The 20,880-nt window shown below is 68.1% G+C and carries 21 protein-coding genes and 1 pseudogene; 13 read left to right on the top strand and 9 right to left on the bottom strand.

Annotated features, from left to right (window positions below; genetic code table 11):
• Positions 1–89 precede the first annotated feature (89 nt).
• The 4 genes from BR47_RS0119315 to BR47_RS0119300 all read left to right on the top strand — a co-directional run bounded on the left by BR47_RS0119315 (position 90) and on the right by BR47_RS0119300 (position 4,554).
• Positions 90–944: an acyl-[acyl-carrier-protein] thioesterase gene (locus tag BR47_RS0119315; RefSeq protein WP_020101162.1), complete on the top strand. Its 855-nt coding sequence runs from the start codon at positions 90–92 to the stop codon at positions 942–944.
• 265 nt (positions 945–1,209) lie between these two features.
• A complete protein-coding gene (aceA, locus tag BR47_RS0119310) occupies positions 1,210–2,502 on the top strand; it encodes an isocitrate lyase (protein WP_020101163.1) in 1,293 nt (430 codons plus the stop codon).
• A gap of 152 nt (positions 2,503–2,654) precedes the next feature.
• On the top strand, positions 2,655–3,515 hold the full coding sequence (locus tag BR47_RS0119305) for a 3-hydroxybutyryl-CoA dehydrogenase (RefSeq protein ID WP_029105154.1): 861 nt from the start codon (positions 2,655–2,657) through the stop codon (positions 3,513–3,515).
• Positions 3,516–3,678: 163 nt separating this feature from the next.
• Positions 3,679–4,554: a cyclopropane mycolic acid synthase family methyltransferase gene (locus BR47_RS0119300; protein ID WP_020101165.1), complete on the top strand. Its 876-nt coding sequence runs from the start codon at positions 3,679–3,681 to the stop codon at positions 4,552–4,554.
• A gap of 52 nt (positions 4,555–4,606) precedes the next feature.
• On the opposite strand, the gene BR47_RS0119295 is transcribed toward BR47_RS0119300, so the two are convergent.
• Together BR47_RS0119295 and BR47_RS0119290 are read right to left on the bottom strand one after the other, a co-directional pair.
• Entirely contained in the window at positions 4,607–5,467 is an 861-nt protein-coding gene (locus BR47_RS0119295) for a polyphosphate kinase 2 family protein (RefSeq protein WP_029120503.1), read from the bottom strand.
• Positions 5,468–5,471: 4 nt separating this feature from the next.
• Positions 5,472–6,176: a TetR/AcrR family transcriptional regulator gene (locus BR47_RS0119290; protein WP_020101167.1), complete on the bottom strand. Its 705-nt coding sequence runs from the start codon at positions 6,174–6,176 to the stop codon at positions 5,472–5,474.
• A gap of 50 nt (positions 6,177–6,226) precedes the next feature.
• On the opposite strand from BR47_RS0119290, the gene BR47_RS0119285 reads away from it, so the two are divergent.
• From BR47_RS0119285 to deoC, 6 genes are all read left to right on the top strand, one after another.
• Positions 6,227–7,615, top strand: coding sequence for a DUF445 domain-containing protein (locus BR47_RS0119285; protein WP_081831346.1), 1,389 nt, complete (start codon positions 6,227–6,229; stop codon positions 7,613–7,615).
• Between the two features lie 108 nt (positions 7,616–7,723).
• Entirely contained in the window at positions 7,724–8,179 is a 456-nt protein-coding gene (locus BR47_RS0119280) for a helix-turn-helix transcriptional regulator (RefSeq protein ID WP_020101169.1), read from the top strand.
• 33 nt (positions 8,180–8,212) lie between these two features.
• A complete protein-coding gene (locus BR47_RS0119275) occupies positions 8,213–8,893 on the top strand; it encodes a hypothetical protein (RefSeq protein ID WP_020101170.1) in 681 nt (226 codons plus the stop codon).
• A gap of 42 nt (positions 8,894–8,935) precedes the next feature.
• Complete coding sequence (locus tag BR47_RS0119270; protein WP_020101171.1) at positions 8,936–9,220, top strand: DUF2516 family protein; 285 nt, start codon at positions 8,936–8,938, stop codon at positions 9,218–9,220.
• A gap of 3 nt (positions 9,221–9,223) precedes the next feature.
• Positions 9,224–9,640, top strand: coding sequence for a DUF2599 domain-containing protein (locus BR47_RS0119265; protein ID WP_502685830.1), 417 nt, complete (start codon positions 9,224–9,226; stop codon positions 9,638–9,640).
• Positions 9,640–10,320: a deoxyribose-phosphate aldolase gene (deoC, locus tag BR47_RS0119260; protein ID WP_020101173.1), complete on the top strand. Its 681-nt coding sequence runs from the start codon at positions 9,640–9,642 to the stop codon at positions 10,318–10,320. The genes BR47_RS0119265 and deoC overlap by 1 nt, the downstream gene beginning before the upstream one ends.
• Positions 10,321–10,388: 68 nt before the next feature.
• Here the strand turns inward: deoC and BR47_RS0119255 are convergent, their stop codons facing one another.
• The 5 genes from BR47_RS0119255 to BR47_RS0119235 are packed head-to-tail and all read right to left on the bottom strand — an operon-like array spanning position 10,389 to position 14,762.
• A complete protein-coding gene (locus BR47_RS0119255) occupies positions 10,389–11,384 on the bottom strand; it encodes an LmeA family phospholipid-binding protein (protein WP_020101174.1) in 996 nt (331 codons plus the stop codon).
• Positions 11,381–12,202, bottom strand: coding sequence for a carbon-nitrogen hydrolase family protein (locus BR47_RS0119250; protein ID WP_020101175.1), 822 nt, complete (start codon positions 12,200–12,202; stop codon positions 11,381–11,383). The genes BR47_RS0119255 and BR47_RS0119250 overlap by 4 nt, the downstream gene beginning before the upstream one ends.
• 14 nt (positions 12,203–12,216) lie before the next feature.
• On the bottom strand, positions 12,217–13,401 hold the full coding sequence (locus tag BR47_RS0119245) for a glycoside hydrolase family 3 N-terminal domain-containing protein (protein WP_090562871.1): 1,185 nt from the start codon (positions 13,399–13,401) through the stop codon (positions 12,217–12,219).
• Between the two features lie 24 nt (positions 13,402–13,425).
• Positions 13,426–14,235: a class I SAM-dependent methyltransferase gene (locus BR47_RS0119240; RefSeq protein WP_090562868.1), complete on the bottom strand. Its 810-nt coding sequence runs from the start codon at positions 14,233–14,235 to the stop codon at positions 13,426–13,428.
• Positions 14,236–14,255: 20 nt separating this feature from the next.
• A complete protein-coding gene (locus BR47_RS0119235; protein ID WP_020101178.1) occupies positions 14,256–14,762 on the bottom strand; it encodes a DUF2505 domain-containing protein in 507 nt (168 codons plus the stop codon).
• Positions 14,763–14,788: 26 nt separating this feature from the next.
• Here BR47_RS0119235 and BR47_RS0119230 point away from each other — a divergent pair, with 26 nt between their 5' ends.
• Together BR47_RS0119230 and BR47_RS0119225 are read left to right on the top strand one after the other, a co-directional pair.
• Positions 14,789–15,847: a UDP-N-acetylmuramate dehydrogenase gene (locus BR47_RS0119230; RefSeq protein WP_029120498.1), complete on the top strand. Its 1,059-nt coding sequence runs from the start codon at positions 14,789–14,791 to the stop codon at positions 15,845–15,847.
• Between the two features lie 35 nt (positions 15,848–15,882).
• Positions 15,883–17,169, top strand: a pseudogene (locus BR47_RS0119225) (L,D-transpeptidase); the annotation flags it as partial.
• A gap of 91 nt (positions 17,170–17,260) precedes the next feature.
• On the opposite strand, the gene BR47_RS0119220 reads toward BR47_RS0119225, so the two are convergent.
• Entirely contained in the window at positions 17,261–18,022 is a 762-nt protein-coding gene (locus BR47_RS0119220; protein ID WP_029120496.1) for an SDR family oxidoreductase, read from the bottom strand.
• Positions 18,023–18,217: 195 nt separating this feature from the next.
• Here BR47_RS0119220 and BR47_RS0119215 point away from each other — a divergent pair, with 195 nt between their 5' ends.
• A complete protein-coding gene (locus BR47_RS0119215; protein WP_020101182.1) occupies positions 18,218–19,516 on the top strand; it encodes an ROK family transcriptional regulator in 1,299 nt (432 codons plus the stop codon).
• On the opposite strand, the gene BR47_RS0119210 is transcribed toward BR47_RS0119215, so the two are convergent.
• A complete protein-coding gene (locus BR47_RS0119210) occupies positions 19,513–20,736 on the bottom strand; it encodes a PucR family transcriptional regulator (protein WP_036427590.1) in 1,224 nt (407 codons plus the stop codon). The genes BR47_RS0119215 and BR47_RS0119210 overlap by 4 nt on opposite strands.
• Positions 20,737–20,880 lie beyond the last annotated feature (144 nt).

Genomic DNA, 20,880 nt, shown 5'->3' with positions numbered 1-20,880 from the left:
CATAATTGGCAAAAATGGGCTGTGGCAGGATCGGGCCCGCGGGTGAGTTGGGCGATCCAGCCGCGTTGGCCCGCTGGGAAGGGGGCGCCATGAGCACCGCGGAGACCATCGAAAAGGTCGTCGAAAAGACCACTGCCGCACCGGCAACCGGCCTGGCCAAGACCCTCGCGCCGGTCCCGGAGGGGCATCCCGACGTCTTCGACACCAGCTGGCCGCTGCGGATGGCCGACGTCGATCGCGACGGCCGGCTGCGGTTCGACGGTGCCTGCCGGCACATCCAGGACGTCGGCCAGGATCAGCTGCGCCAGATGGGCTACGAAGACGTCCACCCGGCCTGGGTCGTCCGGCGCACCATGGTGGACCTGATCCGTCCGTTCGAGCGCGGCGACATCCTGCGGCTGCGGCGCTGGTGTTCGGGCACGTCGAACCGGTGGTGCGAGATGCGGGTGCGCATCGACGGCCGCAAGGGCGGACTGATCGAGTCCGAGGCGTTCTGGATCAATATGAACCTCGAGACGCAGGGCCCGGCCCGCATCTCGGACGACTTCCTCGCCGGTCTGAAGCGGACCGCGACCACGGACCGGCTGCGCTGGAAGGGCTACCTCAAGGCCGGCGCTCGCGACGACGCGCTCCGGATCGTCGACTTCCCGGTCCGGGTCACCGACATCGACCTGTTCGACCACATGAACAACTCCGTCTACTGGTCGGTGGTCGAGGACTACCTCCAGACCTACCGTCCCGAGCTGCTCGAGGCGCCACTGCGCGTGACCATTGAGCACGACGCCGCGGTGGCACTCGGGGACCGGTTGGAGATCATCACGCACGAGTACCCGGCCGGTTCGACCGAAAAATTCGGTCCCGAGCTGTGTGACCGCAGTGTTACAACGCTCACATATGTGGTCGGTGACGAGGTCAAAGCGGTCGCCTGCCTGTTCGCGCTCTGAGTGCGCCGATTTAACAGTACGAGCGTACTGACCAGCACATATCGGTTACCGTCCGGTAGCTTCTGAACCGGTCAAGCACCCCAGCAACTTCGCAATCTTCGCAACTTCGCTACAAGTGTTGGCGAAAGTTGGCACTTGTAACCGCTGGACCTGCGGGTATGTGCTGTGTCATCGTCGTTAACAGCACACAAGCGAAGTCGCCGAAGCGTTAACAATCAGCTTGAATCTTGGCGCCCACGGCGACGCGGCCTCACGAAGGAGCACAATGTCCAACGTCGGAAAGCCACGTACCGCCGCTGAGATTCAGCAGGACTGGGACACCAACCCCCGCTGGAAGGGCATCACCCGCGACTACACCGCAGCCCAGGTTGAGGAGCTGCAGGGCAGCGTCGTCGAGGAGCACACCCTCGCGCGTCGTGGCTCCGAGATCCTGTGGGACGCGGTCACCAAGGGCGACGGCTCCTACATCAACGCGCTGGGCGCCCTGACCGGCAACATGGCCGTGCAGCAGGTCCGCGCCGGCCTCAAGGCCATCTACCTGTCCGGTTGGCAGGTCGCCGGTGACGCGAACCTCTCGGGCCACACCTACCCGGACCAGAGCCTGTACCCGGCCAACTCGGTGCCGGCCGTCGTCCGTCGCATCAACAACGCCCTGCTGCGCGCCGACGAGATCGCCCGCGTCGAGGGTGACAAGAGCGTCGACAACTGGCTCGTCCCGATCGTCGCCGACGGTGAGGCCGGCTTCGGTGGCGCGCTGAACGTCTACGAGCTGCAGAAGGCCATGATCGCCGCGGGTGCCGCCGGTACCCACTGGGAGGACCAGCTGGCCTCGGAGAAGAAGTGTGGCCACCTCGGTGGCAAGGTGCTGATCCCGACCCAGCAGCACATCCGCACCCTGACCTCGGCTCGCCTGGCCGCCGACGTCGCCAACACCCCCACCGTCGTCATCGCGCGTACCGACGCCGAGGCCGCCACCCTGATCACCTCGGACGTGGACGACCGCGACAAGCCGTTCGTCACCGGTGAGCGCACCTCCGAGGGCTTCTACAACATCCAGAAGGGCATCGAGCCCTGCATCGCGCGTGCCAAGGCCTACGCCCCGTACGCCGACATGATCTGGATGGAGACCGGTGTGCCGGACCTCGAGGTCGCCCGCAAGTTCGCCGAGGCCGTGAAGGCTGAGTTCCCGGACCAGCTGCTGTCCTACAACTGCAGCCCGTCGTTCAACTGGAAGCAGGCGCTGGACGACTCGACCATCGCCAAGTTCCAGAAGGAACTGGGTGCCATGGGCTTCACGTTCCAGTTCATCACCCTGGCCGGCTTCCACGCCCTCAACTACTCCATGTTCGACCTGGCCTACGGCTACGCCCGCGAGGGCATGACCGCCTACGTCGACCTGCAGGAGCGCGAGTTCGCGGCCGAGGCCCGTGGCTACACCGCCACCAAGCACCAGCGTGAGGTCGGCGCCGGCTACTTCGACAAGATCGCCACCACCGTGGACCCGAACACCTCGACCGCGGCTCTGAAGGGCTCGACCGAAGAGGGTCAGTTCCACTAAGTCGGCAACGAGTGCGAGTGCCGGGTACGCATCAGCAGTGAATTGCGTGCACAGCCCTCGCGGCCGCGACAGCTAGATACGGCAGGCCCCGCTCAGAAACTGGGCGGGGCCTGTCGCATATCTTCAGAAGTAATCACGAGGAGAGGACAGCGGTGAGCAACGCAATCGAACGAGTCGGGGTCATCGGGGCCGGGCAGATGGGCGGCGGCATCGCCGAGGTCTGTATCAAGGCAGGCGCGCAGGTCCTGGCGTTCGAGCCGACCGAGGCGCTGACCACCGCCGGCCGGGAGCGGATCACCAAGTCGCTCGACAACGCCGTCAAGAAGGGCAAGCTGTCCGAGGCCGACCGCGACGCCGCGCTGGGTCGCCTGAGCTTCACCAACGACCTCGCCGACATGGCCGACCGTCAGCTCGTCATCGAGGCCATCGTCGAAGACGTCAACGTCAAGGCGAAGGTTTTTTCTCAGCTTGACGAGATCATCACCGACCCCGACGCGGTGCTGGCGTCGAACACGTCGTCCATCCCGATCATGCGCATCGCCGCCGCGACCAAGAACCCGAGCCGGGTGCTCGGTCTGCACTTCTTCAACCCGGTGCCCGTGTTGCCCCTGGTCGAGCTCATCTCCTCGGTGACGACCGCCCCTGAAGCCGCCGCGCGCGTCGAGACTTTCGCCGGTGAGGTGCTGGGCAAGAAGGTCGTGCGGGCATCGGATCGCTCGGGCTTCGTTGTCAACTTCCTGCTGGTTCCCTACCTGCTGGCTGCCATCCGGATGGCCGAGTCGGGCTTCGCCACTGTCGAGGACATCGACACCGCGGTCGTTGCCGGGTTGTCGCATCCGATGGGCCCGCTGAAGCTTGCTGACCTGGTGGGCCTGGACACCATGAAGCTGATCGCCGACTCCATGTACGACGAGTACAAGGAGCCGCTGTACGCGGCGCCGCCGTTGCTGCTGCGCATGGTCGAGGCAGGCCAGCTCGGCAAGAAGTCCGGTAAGGGCTTCTACACCTACTGACAGACGCCGGGTTGGAGCCTGACAGTAATTTTCGTTAACCTTGCGTGCGGGTTGTTTTTCGCTGGGCCCGTTAGGGCGCGCACGTACGGGTATTTCAGCTGGCCGCAGCATGCGGTCGCGCCGCCCGACCCGGCGAACGTAAACGCAAAGGATAGATACCGATATGTCTCAAGCCGACATCGATTTGACCCCCCATTACGAGGAGTCGCAGTCGATCTACGACATCTCGAATGAGTTCTTCGCCCTGTGGCTCGGCCCCACCATGGGTTACACGTGCGGTTACTACGAGCGCGAGGACATGACTCTCGAGGAGTCGCAGAACGCCAAGTTCGACCTGGCGCTCGGCAAGCTCGATCTGAAGCCGGGCATGACCCTGCTCGACATCGGCTGTGGCTGGGGCGGCGCGCTGGAGCGGGCCATCACCCAGTTCGACGTGAACGTCATCGGCATCACCCTGAGCAAGGCGCAGTCGGAGTACGCCCGCGAGCGCCTCGCCAAGATCGACACCAACCGCAGCATCGAGATCCGGATGCAGGGTTGGGAGGAGTTCGACGAGCCCGTCGACCGCATCGTCTCGATCGGCGCTTTCGAGGCCTTCAAGCAGGAGCGCTACCCGATCTTCTTCGAGCGGGCCTACAACATCCTGCCGGAGAACGGCGGCCGGATGCTGCTGCACACGATCCTCGCGCACACCCAGCAGTTCTTCCGCGAGAACGGCATCAAGCTGACCATCAGCGACCTGAAGTTCATGAAGTTCATCGGCGACGAGATCTTCCCCGGCGGGCAGCTGCCGGCCGTCGAGGACATCGAGCAGCTCGCCGCGGGCTCGGGCTTCACGCTGGAGCGCACCCACCTGCTGCGTCCGCACTACGCGCGCACGCTGGACATGTGGGCGGCCAACCTGGAGGCGGCCAAGGACGAGGCCATCGCCCTGCAGGGCCAGGAGGTCTACGACCGCTACATGAAGTACCTCACCGGTTGCGCCGACTTCTTCCGTCGCGGCATCACCAACATCGGCCAGTTCACGCTGGTCAAGTAAGCCGGAAAAGAGGAGCCCCCCGACCAGGTCGGGGGGCTCCTCTTTTTGTGCGCTAGGCGGACTCCAGCCGTTTCTTCTCCGCCTCGACGTCGAAATCGGCTGGGGGCCAGGACAATTTGAGGCTCTCGAGGGCTTCGATCAGCAGCTCGGTGATGGCGAGCCGGGAGTACCACTTCCGGTTGCAGGGCACGACGTGCCACGGCGCGTAGTCGGTGGAGGTGCGGTCCAGCACCGCCTGGTACGCCTCCTGGTACTTGGGCCACAACAGCCGCTCGTCGATGTCGCCGGGGTTGAACTTCCAGTACTTGTCGGGCCGTTCGAGTCGCTCCGCCAGTCGCTTCTTCTGCTCGTCGAGGGAAACGAACATCGCGACCTTGATGATCGTCGTCCCGGCGTCGACGAGTTCGCGCTCGAAGGCGTTGATCTCGTCGTACCGGGCTTCCCATACCGGCGGCGGCACGAGGTTGTGCACCCGCACGATCAGCACGTCCTCGTAGTGGGACCGGTCGAAGACGCCGATGTGCCCGGCGGTGGGCAGCGCGTTGCGGATCCGCCACAGGTAGTGGTGCGACAGCTCTTCCTCGGTGGGCTTGCCGAAGCTGGAGTATCGAATTCCCTGTGGATTACCCGCTCCCACAACATGTTTGACGATGCCGCCCTTGCCGGCGGTGTCCATGCCCTGCAACACCAGCAGGATCGAGCGGGTGTCCCCGGAGCGGCTGTTCGCGTACAGCATCTCTTGCAGTTCGGCGAACCGCGCGTTGCGTTCGGCCTGCAGCTCGGGGGCGTCGGCCTTCTTGCCGCGGAATCCGGGGGTTGCGTCCGGGTCGATGTCGCTCACGCGCAGGCCGGGTTTGAACTCCAGGTGCTTGTGCGGTTCGTGGGTCCACAGCGACGGCAGATCGGAGGTCACGCGATCAGTGAATCAGATGCGGCGGGATGGCCGGTGACGGATGCGGTTGTGCGTTGAATTCCGCAAGTGATCCGCCCACCTCGACGATGCCGCGCAGCGCGCTCCAGGACAGCAGGGTCAGGTAGTCGATGAGTTGTTCGGCGGTCATCCGGCGATTGGACATCCACGAGTGGGTGGCCAGTTGAACGCCGCCGACGGTGTGGAACGCGAAGGCTTCGACGCCGCCGGTGTCCATGCCGGCATGTGCCATGCGTCGGCGCAGGACGACGGCGAGCATCCGCGCGATGATCTGTTCGGAGTCGGCGATGGCCTTGCTCTTGCTCGCCGAACTGTTGGCGAAGACGAACGGATAGATCTCGGGTTCGGCGGCGACGGTGTCGACGTACACGCGGATGATCTCGTGTGTGAGTTCGAAACCGTCGAGGTTGGACGACATCGCCGACGCCATGTTGGGGATCAGCGTGGTTTGCGCGAACCGCATCATCACCGCGGTGGTGAGATCGTTCTTGTCGACGAAGTAGCGGTAGAGCACGGTCTTCGACACGCCGATCTCGGCCGCGATCTCGTCCATGCTGACGTTGCTGCCGCGGCGCCGGACGGCCTCGAGGGTGCCGTCGACCAGTTCGTTGCGGCGATCGACCTTGTGTTGGTGCCAGCGTCGTTTACGCCCGTCGGCTTTTGCCGACGAGGGTGCGTTTTGCTGTGCCACGGTCGCAATACGTCCATTCCGCTAGGTCCGCTTAATAATACGGGGCGACCATGCCTGGCATACAGGATGATGGAAGCGTGGCACACCGACCCAGGCCGGGACCTGGACCTCATCCGAGGCACCAGGCGTCCCTCGAACCGCACGTCAGCCTCGCGGAGTCGTTTGCCGGCGCCGACCGGACTGCCGACGAAGAGCGACGCCGCAACCTCCGCCGGATGAAAGCGGTCGCGCTGAGCTTCCTGCTCGGTGCGACGGTGTTGTTTGCGGTGTGTACGTGGCTGCAGTCCCGCGGTGCCGCGTACAGCTGGACCGGGCCGTGGGTGGGCTACGTGCGGGCCGCCGCGGAGGCCGGCATGGTCGGCGCGCTCGCCGACTGGTTCGCCGTCACGGCGCTGTTCCGGCATCCGCTGGGCATCCCGATCCCGCACACCGCGATCATCCCGCGCAAGAAGGACCAGCTGGGCGAGGGCCTGGGCACCTTCGTCCGCGAGAACTTCATGTCGCAGGAGGTCGTGGAGACCAAGCTGCGCGACGCCCAGGTCGCCAGCCGACTGGGCAAGTGGCTGTCGGAACCGGAGCATGCGGCGCGGGTGGCCGCCGAGGCGTCGACGGTGCTGCGCGTCCTGGTGGAGCTGCTGCGCGACGAAGACGTCCAGCACGTCCTGGACCGGATGATCGTCAAGCGGATCGCCGAACCGCAGTGGGGTCCGCCGATCGGCCGGGTGCTGGAGAGCCTGCTGGCGGAGCGGCGGCAGGAGGCGCTGCTGCAGCTGCTGGCCGACCGGGCGTTCCAGTGGTCGCTCAACGCCGGCGAGATCATCGAACGCGTCATCGAGCGGGATTCGCCGACGTGGTCGCCGCGCTGGGTCGACCACCTGGTGGGTGACCGGATCCACCGCGAGCTCATGGACTTCACCGACAAGGTGCGCCGCAACCCCGAGCACGAGCTGCGGATGTCGGCGACGAAGTTCCTCTTCGACTTCGCCGACGATCTGCAGAACGACGAGGACACCATCGCGCGGGCGGAGCGCATCAAGGAGCAGATCCTGGCGCGCGACGAGGTGGCCCGCGCGGCGGAGACGGCATGGAGTACCGCCAAGCGCATCATCCTCGAATCGGTGGACGATCCGACGTCAGTTTTGCGCACCCGGATTGCAGATTCGGTGGTGCGGATCGGGGAGTCCCTGCGGGACGATGCGGAGCTGCGCGACAAGGTCGACAACTGGCTCGTCAGGGGCGCAAAACACCTTGTAGCGCAGTATGGGACGGAGATCACAGCGATCATCACAGAGACCATCGAGCGCTGGGACGCCGACGAGGCGAGCCGGCGGATCGAGCTCCATGTGGGCCGTGACCTGCAGTTCATCCGCATCAACGGCACCGTCGTCGGATCGTTGGCGGGCCTCGTCATATACACGATCGCCGAGCTTTTCGTCTGACAGTGCTAGCGGGCGCTTGCTAGCGCTTGCAATAGTTAGCACCCCCTCGTACCGTTGTTTTGGTACGGACCGCCAACCAAAAGCGGTCGACGAAGACAGGGGAACGACATGGCGCAGGATGCAGATATCGCCGCCGTCATGTCGAATGCAGCCCAGGACATCGGCAGCTTCATCCGCACCCAGCGGGAGGCTGCGCAGGTCTCCGTCCGCCAGCTCGCTGAGAAGGCGGGTGTCAGCAACCCCTATCTGAGCCAGATCGAGCGTGGCCTGCGCAAGCCGTCGGCCGATGTGCTGAACCAGATCGCCAAGGCGCTCAGGGTTTCGGCCGAGGTGCTCTACGTGCGGGCCGGAATTCTGGAGCCCAGCGCCGCCGGCGAGGTGCGCGACGCCATCATCGCGGACCTCTCGATCACCGAGCGGCAGAAGCAGGTGCTGCTCGACATCTACACGTCCTTCCGGCAGCAGAACGATGCCGAGTCCAAACCGCTTCCTGATCAGCCTGAATTGGAAGCCGCCAGTGAGGAGCAGACAACGACGACTGACACTCACCAAGTAGCGAACTGACCAACGCAGTACCCGAGAAAGGAAACAACGAACATGGCAGAGAACAAAGAGACCAGCCAGCCCACCATCGAAGACCTGAAGGCCCCCCTGTTCGCCGCCGTCGGCGCCGCGGACCTCGCCCTGGCCACCGTCAACGAGATCGTCGCGAGCCTGCGTGAGCGTGCCGAAGAGGCCCGCACCGATGCCAACGCGCGTGTCGAAGAGGGCCGTGCCCGCCTGACCAAGCTGCAGGAAGAACTGCCGGGCCAGGTTGAAGAGCTGCGCGAGAAGTTCAGCACCGAAGAGCTGCGCAAGGCCGCCGAGACCTACGCCGAGAACGCCCAGAACACCTACAACAAGCTGGTCGAGCGTGGCGAGGCTGCCCTGGAGCGCCTGCGCACCCAGTCGTCGATCGAGAGCGTCCGCGAGCGTGTCGAGGACGTCCGTGAGCGTGTCGAGGACGTGCGCGAGCAGGTCACCGAGCTGACCCAGGACGCCCTGGGCAACGTCGCCAGCCAGACCCGCGCGGTCGGCGAGCGCGCCGCCAAGCTGGTCGGCGTCGAGCTGCCCGAGAAGGAAGAGGCCCCGGCCAAGAAGGCTGCCCCGGCCAAGAAGGCGCCGGCCGCCAAGAAGGCCCCGGCCAAGGCTGCTGCGACCAAGGCCGCCCCGGCCAAGGCCGCTGCCAAGGCTCCGGCCAAGAAGGCCGCCCCGGCCAAGAAGGTCACCCAGAAGTAATCAGGTTCGACGTCAGGGACGTAACCCACATAGGCTGAGGGCGTGTACCTCGGAAGCCTGGTGGGTTACGTCCTTTTCGCATTGCAGATCGCGGTGCTGGCCACGACCGTTTATGCGTTCGTGCATGCCGCCATGCAGCGGCCGGACGCCTACACGGCGGTCGACAAACTGACCAAGCCGGTGTGGCTGGCGATCCTGGGGGGCGGTGCCGTCCTGGGCTGGATCATCGGCCCGCCGGTGGGCGCGGCCATCGCCGCCTGTGCCACCGGTGTCTACCTGGTCGATGTGAAGCCCAAACTCCTTGAGGTCCAAGGGAAATCTCGGTAATCGGTGCGGGCGATCCGGTGCGCGGTCCTGGCTGCCGCGGTGTTGACGCTGGCTCCGGCCCCGCTGTCCGCAGCTGATCCCACCGAAACCGTTCCGGCGCCGCCCTACGTCGACCACACCCGGTGGACGCAGTGGGACGGTGCGACGAGCCTGCGGGTGTACCCGACGTCGGCCGGTCGGCGCGCCTCCGGCCTGGGCGCCACGCAGTCGGGCGACGAGGCCTGGTCCGAGGTCCTGAACCTGGCGCCTGACGCCGACACCCCCGGGATGCGGGCCCAGTTCATGTGCCACTGGTATTTCGCCGAGGCGGGCGCGCCCGGCAAGACCAGCTGGAACCTCGAGCCGTGGCGCCCGGTGGTCGATGACAACCAGATGGTGAGAGCACGTTGCAATCCCGGTGGCACAGAGGAGCCGTTCTGATGAGTTGGACCCGCCAGCAGGTGGCCGCACTGGTCGACCACACGCTGCTCAAGCCCGAGGCGACCGCCGCCGACGTGGCGAGCCTGTGCTGGGAGGCCGCCGATCTGGGCGTGTGCGCGGTGTGTGTGTCGCCGTCGATGCTCGGCGCGGTCGAGGTGCCTGAGCGCGTGAAGATCGCCACCGTCGTGGGATTCCCGTCGGGCAAGCATGATTCGCAGATCAAGGCCCGCGAGGCGGCATTGTCGGTCGTCGGGTCCGACGGCCGGCGCGGTGCCGACGAGGTCGACATGGTGATCGACGTCGGCGCCGCCATCGCCGGCGACATCTCGGCGGTGTTCGCCGACATCGCCGCGGTGCGCGGGGCCGCCCCGACGGCAGTACTGAAGGTGATCGTCGAGTCCGCGGCGCTGCTGACCATGGCCGGCGCACCGACGCTGGCCGAGGTCTGCCGTGCGGCCGCCGACGCCGGCGCCGATTTCGTGAAGACCTCCACCGGATTCCACCCGGCAGGCGGCGCGTCCGTGCAGGCCGTGGAGATCATGGCGCAGACCGTCCCGGCGCTGGGGATCAAGGCCAGCGGCGGCATCCGCGACGCCGCCGCGGCCGTGGCCATGCTGGACGCCGGCGCCACGCGCCTCGGCCTGTCCGGCACCCGCGCCGTCCTCGACGGCCTCAACTAGGGATTTGTGCACGATTTTCCGCGGTCACCGCGGAAAATCGTGCACAAATCGCTGGGGTCAGCGGGGGATCAGAGGCCGGAGAAGCAGGAGTCCTGCTGGGCCAGCGGGATCGTCGCGTTCTTGGTGCCGAACTTCGCCGTCACACCGGTACCGGTCACCTGCAGGGCTTCCGGCTTGATGCCCATCGGGTAGTCCTTCGTCAGCTGCGACGCGAACAAATCCAGCGCCGGCTGGATCGACTCGCGGGGCAGCAGGAAGCCGAGCCCGGTCAGCTGCTCCACCTTGAGCGAGATGGTGCCGTCGGACAGCGTCGGCTTGGCCACGATCTGCGTCATCGGCGCGTCCAGCACGATGGTGCCCGACGACGGGTCGGTGGTGACGTCGGAGACCAGGCCACCGAGCACCGGGACGGTGTCGGCGATGGTCTGTTTGATGCCGTCGGCCGACCAGGTGACGGTCGCGTCGAGGGCCCCGATGGTGCCGGCCGACTTCGCCGTCTTGTCGAGCTTGACGTCGTCGATCTGGATCTGGGCCTTCATGCCCTTGGCGAACCGCAGTTGGTTGCCGGCCGTGGTCACCGTGATGTGGTCATAGTGCTTGTTGGCGACCTGCCACAGGAACGGGGTCGCGCCGAACTGCACGTCGACCTTGTCCTGGACGACGCACTGGACGGACTGCGAGACGACGCTGTTGCCGCGGCTGCGGGCGTAGAACTCGCCGCCGACGACGCCGGCCGCCGACAGCGCGAGCGCGATGACGATGATCAGGATCAGCGACATCGGGTCGCGCAGCAGCTCCATGACACCGCGGCGCTTCTTGGGTGGGTCGGTGGCGGGCACCTGCTGCGGCGCCGGGTACGACGTCGGCGGGACGTCGCCGCCATAGGCCGGCGGGGCCGGCGCGTCGGCGCCATAGGCGGGCGGCACATCGGCGGCCGGTGCCGGTTGTTCGGTGGCCGTCAGCACCTCGGTGGGCTGGGCACCCGGGGCCTCCGGGGCCTGCTGCGCAGGCTCGGCAGATGGTGCAGCGTCCTCATTGGCGGGGCGGGCCCAGGGGTCAGTCACCCTTGCGATTGTGCCTTACGCGGAATCGTGGTGCGGTTGCGCAGCACGGCGATGGTCTCGCGGGCGCGCTCGACCGCGGCCAGGTCGACGTCCGTGACCAGCAGTTCCGGTTCGAGCCCCGCCTGCACCGCGATGTCGCCCGTGGGGGAGGCCACAATGCTGCCGCCGTTGCCGGTCGGACCCTTCTTCGCGAGCTCGTCACCGGGGTACGGCTGGTCGACGGCGGCGACGAAGCAGCCGGTGTCGAGCGCGCGGGCGCGGGCCAGCAGCGTCCACTGCTCGAGCTTGCCCGGGCCCGACCCCCACGACGCGTGGACGGTCAGCAGCTTGGCTCCGCGTTCGGCGAGCTCGAGGTGCAGCTCCGGGAAACGGACGTCGTAACACGTGGTGAGGCCGACGGGAACGGTGCCGTCGGCCGTCGGCACGTCGATCACGACGGGATCGAAACCCCTTGCGACAGTGTGTGATTCGGCGAATCCGAAGGCGTCGTACAGATGAATCTTGTGGTAGTGCGCGTCGACGCCCGGGCCGGTGGCGAGCAGGGTGTTGGTGACGCGGCCGTCGGCGGTCGGACAGAACATCCCTGCCACCACGGTGACGCCCGCACGTTCGGCGATGTCCCGGACCGCGTCCGCCCACGGGCCGTCGAGCGGTTGCGCCACGGGCGCGAGCGAAACGCCGAACCGGCACATCGTCGCCTCTGGGAACAGCACCAGTTCGGCTCCGGCGTCGGCGGCGCGCGCCGTGTGGTCGGCGACCAGTGCCAGATTCGCCTCGGGGTCGGTGCCCGCGCCGATCTGGGCCAGTGCGATGCGCATGCGCCCCAGCGTAATCAGCGGGCGCAGGCCAGCGACGGATCCTTGGTCACCGCCATGTGCCGCACGGCGTCGTCGACGCGTTCGGTGGTCAGTTCACCGGCGTCGACGGCCTGCTGCAGCCGGTCGAGGACGTCGGGCACCTCTTTGGTCGTGATCCACAGCGCGGTGTCGGCACCGGCCTGCAGGGCTTTGAGCACCGCCTCCGGCACGCTGTAGCGCTGCGTGATGGCGCCCATGCTGGACAGGTCGTCGGTGAAGACGGCGCCCTGGAATGGGCGCCCGCCGTAATTGCCGCTCCGCAGCAGGTCGTACGCGGCCTTCGACAGGCTGGCCGGGTCGGTGTCGGTGAGGCCGGGCACCTGCATGTGGCCGACCATCACGGCGACGGGCGGCTGCGTCGTCAAGGACCGGTAGGGGACCAGGTCCAGCGTCTCGAGCTGGTCCAGCGGCGGCGTGACGACGCCGCCCTGGTGCGAGTCGCCGGACGCATGCCCGTGGCCGGGGAAGTGCTTGAGCACCGGCAGCAGTCCGGCGTCACGCAGGCCGGCGGCGTACGCGCCGGCGTAGGCGGTGACGCCGTCGGCGGTGTTGCCCCAGGACCGGTCGCCGATGACGGTGCCGTCGGCCGCGTTCGTGATGTCGACGACGGGCGCGAAGTCGATGGTGATGCCGAGTTCTTTCATCGCCTGGCCGCGCAGGCGGGCGATCTCCCGAACCTGCTCGGGGGTCTTGCCGGCGGCGACCAGCTCGCGCGCCGACGGCTGACTGCCGATGAGGCCTTTCAGCCGCTGCACCCGGCCGCCCTCCTCGTCGACGCTGACGGCCAGCGGCAGCGGCCGCGGTTCCTGCGCCAGCGCGGCGAGGGGCGCGCCGAGCATCGAGTAGTCGGTCCAGCTGGTGATGAAGATGCCGCCGACTTCCTGCTCCCGGACGACGGCCTGCGCGTCGGCCAGGTTCTTGACCCCGACCATCAGCAGCTGGGCCAGCTTCTGGCGCGGCGTCAGCGCGGTCACGACGGTGTCGAGCCGGCACGGGGGTGGTGCCGCCGCAACGGGGGACGACGTGGTCGAGGGTTCGGCCGGGGTGGGGGCGGGCCGCGGCTTGCTCATGACGGCCGCGACGATCAGGGCGACGACGATCACCGCCGCGGCCGAGGCCAGGACGACCGGCGATTGCAGTCGGCTGCGGGGTGACGGCATACGGCGAACCCTATGCGCTCGTCGTCACGACGTGGGCGCGACGGCCGACCACGGCACCGTCAGCACGCCGTCCCGCAGCCGGCGCCGCGGCGGCTCCAGCGGCTGGCCCTCGGCCACCAGCAGATCGAGCATCGCGCGCCACCGGACGCGCGGACCGAACACCCCGTGCCCTGCCGAGGTGGCCCAGGCGCGGTCGGCGGCCTGCAGCAGCCGGTGGATCGGCTGACCCGGAACATTGTGGTGGATAAGCACTTTCGGCAGGCGCTCCGCCAGATCGGAGGGCCGTTCGATGGCGAACGGGTCGCACGACAGGGTCAGGCTCACCGGCCCATCGGCGTCGAGCAGTACCCAGCAGCAGCGTCGTCCCAACTCGTCGCAGGTGCCGTCGACCAGCAGCCCGCCCGGGGCCAGCCGGCTCGTCATCTCCGCCCACGCGGCGGGCACGTCGGCGACGTCGTACTGGCGCAGGACGTTGAACGCGCGCACCAAAACCGGTGTGTACCCAGCCAATTCGAAGCCGCCGAGGCCGAATTCGACGATGTCGCCGGCCAGCTCACGGGCCAGCCGCACCCGTTCCGGGTGGATCTCCAGGCCGACGACCCGCACGTCGGCCCGGACCGTGCGCAGCCGCGACGCCAGTTCCACCGTGGTCACCGGAAGCGCGCCGTACCCGAGGTCGACGACCACGGGATCCGGCGCGGTGCGCAGCAGCGTTCGCACCCGCGGCGAGTGGACCAGCCAGCGGTCGCTGCGGCGCAGGCGGTTGTAACCCGTTGTGCCGCGCGTCGGCTGGCCGACAGGTGTACTCCGTGGCTGGCCCACGGGCGAATTCATGGCCCGAGTTTATGGGCGGCTCACCAGCGGGCGGCGATCCAGTCGCTCGTGAATTTCTGCTCCAGCTCGATCAGATACCGGAGCTGCTGGCCCAGCATCGACTCGAGCTTGCCGCCGACCAACGGGATGCGGACCTCGACGTTCGCCGAGAAGTCCAGTCGCGCACCGTCGCCCGTGGCGGTCAGGACACCCTTGCCGGTGATGGTCGCCGGTGCGCCGGGGACGCGGCTGCGTACCGTCCCGATGGCCCGCCCGTCGGTCAGCGGACCCCAATGCTCTTCGCGCACCAGGCTGAGGTCACCGAAGTGGAACTGCGTGACGATGCTGGGCAGGCCGGCCGCGCGCACGGTCTGAGTGGTGATGATGTCGGTGCCGCCGTGGCCGTCCTCGGCGAACGAGTCGAGCGTCGACACGTCGGCGCGACCCTCCGCCAGCCGGTCCAGCCAGTAGTCCTTGTTGCAGAAGGCGGTGTGCACCTGCGCCACGGTGCCGAGGTATTCGGCAACCATGTCGAAAGAGCGGGCCATAATCGGCCACGCTACCGTTAGCGGCCGTGGTCAGTTCGGATATCGGGGGCGCGGCGGTCGACTATGACGTGCCGCTGGCACCCCTGACCTCGTTCCGCGTCGGACCGGTGGCAGCCCGTCTGATCACCTGCGATACCACCGCCAAGGTGGTCGGGGCGCTCACCGCGCTGCGGGGTCACCCGGGCCCGCTGCTGGTCCTGGCGGGCGGGTCGAATGTGCTGGTGGCCGACGATCTGCGCGACTTGACGGTCGTCCTGCTGGCGAACACCGAGATCACCATCGACGGCAACGTGGTGCGGGCCGAGGCCGGCGCGCTGTGGGACGACGTCGTCGTGGCCTCGCTGGCCCACGGGCTCGGCGGGCTGGAGTGTCTGTCCGGCATCCCGGGCTCGGCCGGTGCGACGCCGGTGCAGAACGTCGGCGCCTACGGGGCCGAGGTCGCCGACACCATCAGCCGGGTCCGGCTGTTCGACCGCGAAACGGGGACCGACAGTTGGGTCGGTCCCGAGACACTGGATTTCGGCTACCGGCACAGCGTGCTGAAGAACTCCGACCACGCCGTCGTGCTGGAGGTGGAGTTCACCCTGAACCCCGACGGCCTCAGCGCCCCGCTGCGGTACGGCGAACTGGCTGCCCGGCTGGGCGCCGAGGCCGGCACCAGGGTCGATGCGGTCAAGGTCCGCGAGGCGGTCCTGGCGCTGCGGCGCGGCAAGGGCATGGTCTCCGACGCGTCCGACCACGACACCTGGAGCGCCGGTTCGTTCTTCACCAACCCGGTCGTCCCGCACGACGTCTTCGAACGCATCCGGGACGCCACCGACGGTCCGGTGCCCAATTACCCGGCGCCGAGCGGGGTCAAGCTGGCGGCCGGCTGGCTCGTGGAACAGGCCGGTTTTGGCAAGGGATACCCCGGTGACGGCGCTGCGGCCCGGCTCTCGACCAAGCATGCGCTGGCCCTGACCAACCGGGGCTTTGCTGGCAGCGCCGACGTATTAGCGCTGGCCAGGACCGTGCGGGACGGCGTCAAGGCCGCTTTCGGGATAGATCTCACACCGGAACCGTGCTTAATCGGCTGTTCGCTGTAGGTAAATTCGAACCTGTGAGTGTGAACCGGCGACAGATGCTGACCGCGATTGCCGTCGGCACTTCCGGCGTGCTCGCCGCGTGCTCCGACAAATCGAACGGATCTGGCTCTTCGGCCCCTGCCAAAGAGACCGCGGCGCCCGTCGTCACCTACCGGCCTGCCAATGGCGCCACCGATGTGGTGCCGACCAGCAGCATCGGGGTCGACGTCACAGACGGCTGGTTCCAGAAGCTGACACTCACCAACGGTGACGGCAAGGTCGTCGCCGCGGTGTTCAACAAGGACCGCACGTCGTTCAACGCCGCCGAGCCGCTCGGCTTCGGCGCGACGTACACGTTCACCGGCTCCGTCGTCGGCCGGGACGGCAAGGCCGTGCCGGTGTCCGCGACGTTCACGACCGTGAACCCGACCAAGCAGGTCAACGGCCAGTTCCAGCTCGCCGACGGGCAGACCGTCGGCGTGGCGGCGCCGATCATCCTGCAGTTCGACTCCTCGATCAGCGACAAGGCCTCCGTCGAGCGCAACGTCAAGGTCGTCACCGACCCGCCGGTCGAGGGCAGTTGGGCCTGGCTACCCGACGAGCGGGAGGGCGCGCGCATGCACTGGCGCCCCCGCGAGTACTACCCGCCCGGCACCAAGGTCAGCGTCTCGGCGAAGTTGTACGGCGTCCCGTTCGGCGACGACGCCTACGGCGCGCAGGACAGCACGCTGGAGATCACCATCGGCCGGCGCCAGGTGGTCAAGGCCGACGCGACCAGCCACCGCATCCAGGTGATCACCGACGGCGGCGTGCTGTTCGACTTCCCCTGTAGCTACGGAGAGGCCGACAAGCCGCGCAACGTGACGCGCAGCGGCACCCACGTCGTCACCGAGAAGTACGCCGACTTCTGGATGTCCAACCCGGCCGCCGGATACTCGAACGTCCACGAACGCTGGGCCGTGCGCATCTCCAACAACGGTGAGTTCATCCACGCCAACCCGGCCAGCTCGGGCGCGCAGGGCAACACCAACGTCACCAACGGCTGTATCAACCTGTCGACCGACAACGCCCAGCAGTACTTCCAGACCGCCATCTACGGCGACCCAGTCGAGGTGACGGGCACATCGATCCAGCTGTCGTACGCCGACGGCGACATCTGGGACTGGGCCGTCGACTGGGCCACCTGGGTGTCGATGTCCGCGCTGCCGCCGGCCAATGCCGCGCCGCCGGAGACCTCCATCCCGCAGAGTGCGCCGGCCACCCCGACCGACGCACCGACGTACTCGGGCACGCCGACGACCACCACGACGCCGCCGCCGACGGGTCCGGCCACCACGTCGTCGACGACACCGTCGACGTCGTCGTCCACCTCGACGACGACCTCGACGTCCGTGTCGACGGCGACGTCGACTTCGACCGCGCCGGCCCCGACGACTACTGCGGCCGGCGGCTGAAGCGGCTGTAGGGCGCCTGGTCGCGCGGCCGCATGACGATCTGGTCCAGATCGACGTGCGGCGGCCGTGACGCCACGAAACCAATGACCTCGGCGACGTCCTCGGCGACCAGTGGCGTGATGCCCTGATACACCGCGTCGGCGCGCTCGGCATCGCCGTCGAACCGCACGAGCGAGAATTCCGTCTCCACAGCACCGGGCGCAATCTCGGTGAGCCGCACCGGTTTTCCCAGCAATTCACCGCGCAGCGTGCGGTGCAGCGCGCCCTGGCCGTGCTTGGCGGCGATGTACCCGGCGCCGTTGTCGTACGTCTCCAGCGCGGCGATCGAGGTGACGGTGACGACGAGTCCGTCACCCGAATCGATCAGCGCGGGCAGCAGCGCGCGCGTCACCCGCAGGGTGCCCAGGACGTTGGTCTGCCACATCCAGTCCCAGTGCTCCAGATCGGCCTCCGCGACCGGTGCCAGACCTTTGGCGCCACCGGCGTTGTTGATCAGGACATGAACCGGTCCCAGGCCTCTGACCTGGGCCGCAAGCGCGTCCACCGACTCCTGGTCGGTGACGTCCGTCACAACCGCGGTACCGCCGATCTCGGCCGCGAGTGCGGTGATCCGGTCGGCGCGGCGGGCCGCGCAGACGACATGAAAGCCAAGGGCGGCAAGGGTTTTCGCGGTGGCGGCGCCGATTCCGGAACTGGCGCCGGTGACCACCGCGACGCGTACGGAGCGTTCGTCAGCTGGCATATGACCGACCTTAGTGGGCGTGCTAAGTTCCTTCCGTGATCATCAGTCAGGCATCCGGCGTCGCTGTGCGGCGTTCGTGTTGTTGTTGTCGCGCTTCGCGCTGCGCCTGACTCACGACACGGATATCTTCGTCCTAGCTGTCGGCAGGTGTGGCCTCAGAACCCACCAGCCCGACTTCTTTCCTAGGACACCCAAATGCCTGCTTCCGTCTCCACCGTCGCCACCCGTTCTGGCGCCCGCGCTGCCGTTCAGTCCAATGCCCACGCCAAGCGCACCCTGCTGGCCCGGCACCACATCGTCGCCCCGTCGCTCCGCGTCGCCGACGCCGCCGCCGGCTCGGTCTTCAGCGCGGCCCGGCTCCGCGGCCCCATCGCCCGGGACGTGATCGCGCAGGCCACCGGCCTGAGCATCGCCACGGTGAACCGCCAGGTCACGGCCCTGCTGGACGCCGGGATGCTGCGTGAGCGCGCCGACCTGGCCGTCGCCGGCGCCATTGGCCGCCCGCGCATTCCGGTCGAGGTCAACCACGAACCGTTCCTCACCCTGGGCCTGCACGTCGGCGCCCGCACCACCGCGATCGTCGCGACCGACCTGTTCGGCCGCACCCTCGACGTGGTCGAGACGCCCACGCCGCGCGGCGACCAGAACGCCGCGCTGGCATCGCTGGCCGGCAGCGCGCAGCGCTACCTGAGCCGCTGGCACCGCCGCCGCCCGCTGTGGGTCGGCGTCGCCGCCGGTGGTGTCGTGGACAGCGCCACCGGTCACGTCGACCACCCGCGCCTCGGCTGGGTCGACGCACCCGTCGGCCCGGTCCTGGCCCAGACCCTCGGTCTGCCGGTGTCGCTGGCGTCGCACGTCGATGCGATGGCCGGCGCCGAACTGCTGCTGGGTGCGCGCCGCGGCAAGATCGGCGCGGAGGCCTCGTCTGAATCCATGACCAGCCTGTATGTCTACGCCCGCGAGACCGTCGGCTACGCGCTGTCGATCGGCGGCAAGGTGCACTCGCCGGCCAGCGGCCCCGGCACCATCTCGGGCCTGCCGGCGCAGTCGGAACTGCTCGGCGGCAGCGGCCGGCTCGAGTCCACCGTGAGCGACGAGGCCGTGCTGGCCGCCGCCCGCAAGCAGCGGATCGTGCCGGCGGACGGACCGTCGTCGACCATCGCCGCGGTGCTGCGCGCCGCACGCTCCGGCAACGCCGCGGCCGTCGAACTGCTGGCCGAACGGGCCCGCGTGCTCGGTGGTGCGGTGGCGCTGCTGCGCGACCTGCTGAACCCCGATGATCTGGTCGTCGGCGGCCAGGCCTTCTCTGAGTACCCCGAGGGTCTGCCGATCGTCGAGCAGGCGTTCGCGGAGCGAACGGTGTTGGGCGTCAGGGACATTCGCGTCACCACGTTCGGCAACCGGGTGCAGGAAGCCGGCGCCGGAGTGGTGTCGCTCGGCGGGCTGTACGCCGACCCGATCGGCGCCATGCGCCGCGCCCTGCGCGCCGCCTAAGTACTGCCGAATGCGCTGACGATGTGCAGCGCCAGTTCGAGGTAGACGCGGCGGTGGTCCACGGAGTGCCCGAGTAACCCTTCGGCCTGCCGGATGCGGTAGCGGACGGTGTTCGGGTGCAGGTTCAGGATTTCGCCGACGGCCCGGGCGTCACCCGCATGTTCCAGATACAGCCGGAGCGTGTCTCGCAGGCGTGCCGCCCCGTCGTCGGCCGCCGCGAGCGCGCCCAGTTCCCGTCGCACCAATGTGGTCATGCCGTCTTCGCCCGCGATACCCGCTGCCAGACAAGCTAATTCGACGTCGTCATAGCGAACCACGCTCGCGCCGCGGCGGTGTGCCACCGCCTGGGCGGCCAGGGCCTCGGCGTGGCTGCGGCGGAATCCGTCGACACCCGGATGGCACGTGCCGACCGCGACGTGGACGAACTCGGGCAGCGCGGCGATATCGTTGCCGGACAAGGGTTTCGACGGTCCCGTCGTGGCCGACCAGCACCACACGGTGCGAGCTCCGCTGGTTATCGTCAACGGCCGGTCGGCGCCGAGGGCCGCGCTGACGGCGACGGGTGTGGCGTCGAGCAGCCGTTGCACGTCGGCGTCGGCCACGTGCTCGTCGACCCACACCGCGAATGCGGTGTGGCGCTGGCGAAGTGGGTACGACAGTGCCGTGGTGGCGTCGTCGACGTCGACGGCCTGGCCCGCGAGGATGGTCCGGACGGTTTCGGCGCGCCGGGCCCGCGCGCCGCGCTGCCACTGGTCGCGTTCCTCGGCGAACGTGACGATCAGCGCCTCGACCATGGTGTCCAGCCAGCTCGCCAGCCGTGGCCAGAGCTGCATCAGCACCGCGGCGCGCAGCTCCGGATCGCCGATGGCGGCGACCCGCGTCTCGGTGATGAACTGCCACGCGGACCGCTGGCCGATGCGGTAGACCGCGAGCAGCACCGGCAGTTCGTAGCCGCGGCGGGCGAGGGTCCGCGCCAGGTCGTAGATCTCGGGTGCCGGTCGCACGTCGACGATGTCGCGCGTCACGACGGCGAGGAAGCCCTTCCAGTTCGAGCGGGTGCTCGCATCGAGGTCGCGGCGCAGCGTCGGGTCCGTGAACATGGGCAACGCCGCGGTGATCTCGTCGTCGACCACCGTGACCAGGCGGTCGAGCGTCTCCCGGTTCTCCGACACTTCGGCGAACTGCGCCAGCCAGTCCGTCACGGCCGGATCGGTCCGCATCGATTCGCTCCTCGTTTGTCCGCGCGAACAATGTCGCGCGATTCGTTGTCCCGCCGGACCAAGAATATGGCGGTCATCACATCGCACCCTGGGAATGGCATGGGTCGCAGTGACAAATCTCTGACATCCCCGACAGGAGCTACC

Source organism: Mycobacterium sp. UNC410CL29Cvi84 (genome assembly GCF_000686745.1).
Lineage (GTDB): Bacteria > Actinomycetota > Actinomycetes > Mycobacteriales > Mycobacteriaceae > Mycobacterium > Mycobacterium mucogenicum_B.
This window is presented reverse-complemented; position numbering and strand designations above follow the sequence as displayed.

What these genes read in the sequence shown, in the direction of transcription:
- BR47_RS0119315 (WP_020101162.1), top strand. Translation starts at nt 90, where the DNA reads ATGAGCACCGCGGAGACCATCGAAAAGGTCGTCGAAAAGACCACTGCC.
- aceA (WP_020101163.1), top strand. Translation starts at nt 1,210, where the DNA reads ATGTCCAACGTCGGAAAGCCACGTACCGCCGCTGAGATTCAGCAGGAC.
- BR47_RS0119300 (WP_020101165.1), top strand. Translation starts at nt 3,679, where the DNA reads ATGTCTCAAGCCGACATCGATTTGACCCCCCATTACGAGGAGTCGCAG.
- BR47_RS0119285 (WP_081831346.1), top strand. Translation starts at nt 6,227, where the DNA reads ATGCCTGGCATACAGGATGATGGAAGCGTGGCACACCGACCCAGGCCG.
- BR47_RS0119280 (WP_020101169.1), top strand. Translation starts at nt 7,724, where the DNA reads ATGGCGCAGGATGCAGATATCGCCGCCGTCATGTCGAATGCAGCCCAG.
- BR47_RS0119275 (WP_020101170.1), top strand. Translation starts at nt 8,213, where the DNA reads ATGGCAGAGAACAAAGAGACCAGCCAGCCCACCATCGAAGACCTGAAG.
- deoC (WP_020101173.1), top strand. Translation starts at nt 9,640, where the DNA reads ATGAGTTGGACCCGCCAGCAGGTGGCCGCACTGGTCGACCACACGCTG.
- BR47_RS0119250 (WP_020101175.1), bottom strand. Translation starts at nt 12,202, where the DNA reads ATGCGCATCGCACTGGCCCAGATCGGCGCGGGCACCGACCCCGAGGCG.
- BR47_RS0119245 (WP_090562871.1), bottom strand. Translation starts at nt 13,401, where the DNA reads ATGCCGTCACCCCGCAGCCGACTGCAATCGCCGGTCGTCCTGGCCTCG.
- BR47_RS0119240 (WP_090562868.1), bottom strand. Translation starts at nt 14,235, where the DNA reads ATGAATTCGCCCGTGGGCCAGCCACGGAGTACACCTGTCGGCCAGCCG.
- BR47_RS0119235 (WP_020101178.1), bottom strand. Translation starts at nt 14,762, where the DNA reads ATGGCCCGCTCTTTCGACATGGTTGCCGAATACCTCGGCACCGTGGCG.
- BR47_RS0119220 (WP_029120496.1), bottom strand. Translation starts at nt 18,022, where the DNA reads ATGCCAGCTGACGAACGCTCCGTACGCGTCGCGGTGGTCACCGGCGCC.
- BR47_RS0119215 (WP_020101182.1), top strand. Translation starts at nt 18,218, where the DNA reads ATGCCTGCTTCCGTCTCCACCGTCGCCACCCGTTCTGGCGCCCGCGCT.
- BR47_RS0119210 (WP_036427590.1), bottom strand. Translation starts at nt 20,736, where the DNA reads ATGCGGACCGATCCGGCCGTGACGGACTGGCTGGCGCAGTTCGCCGAA.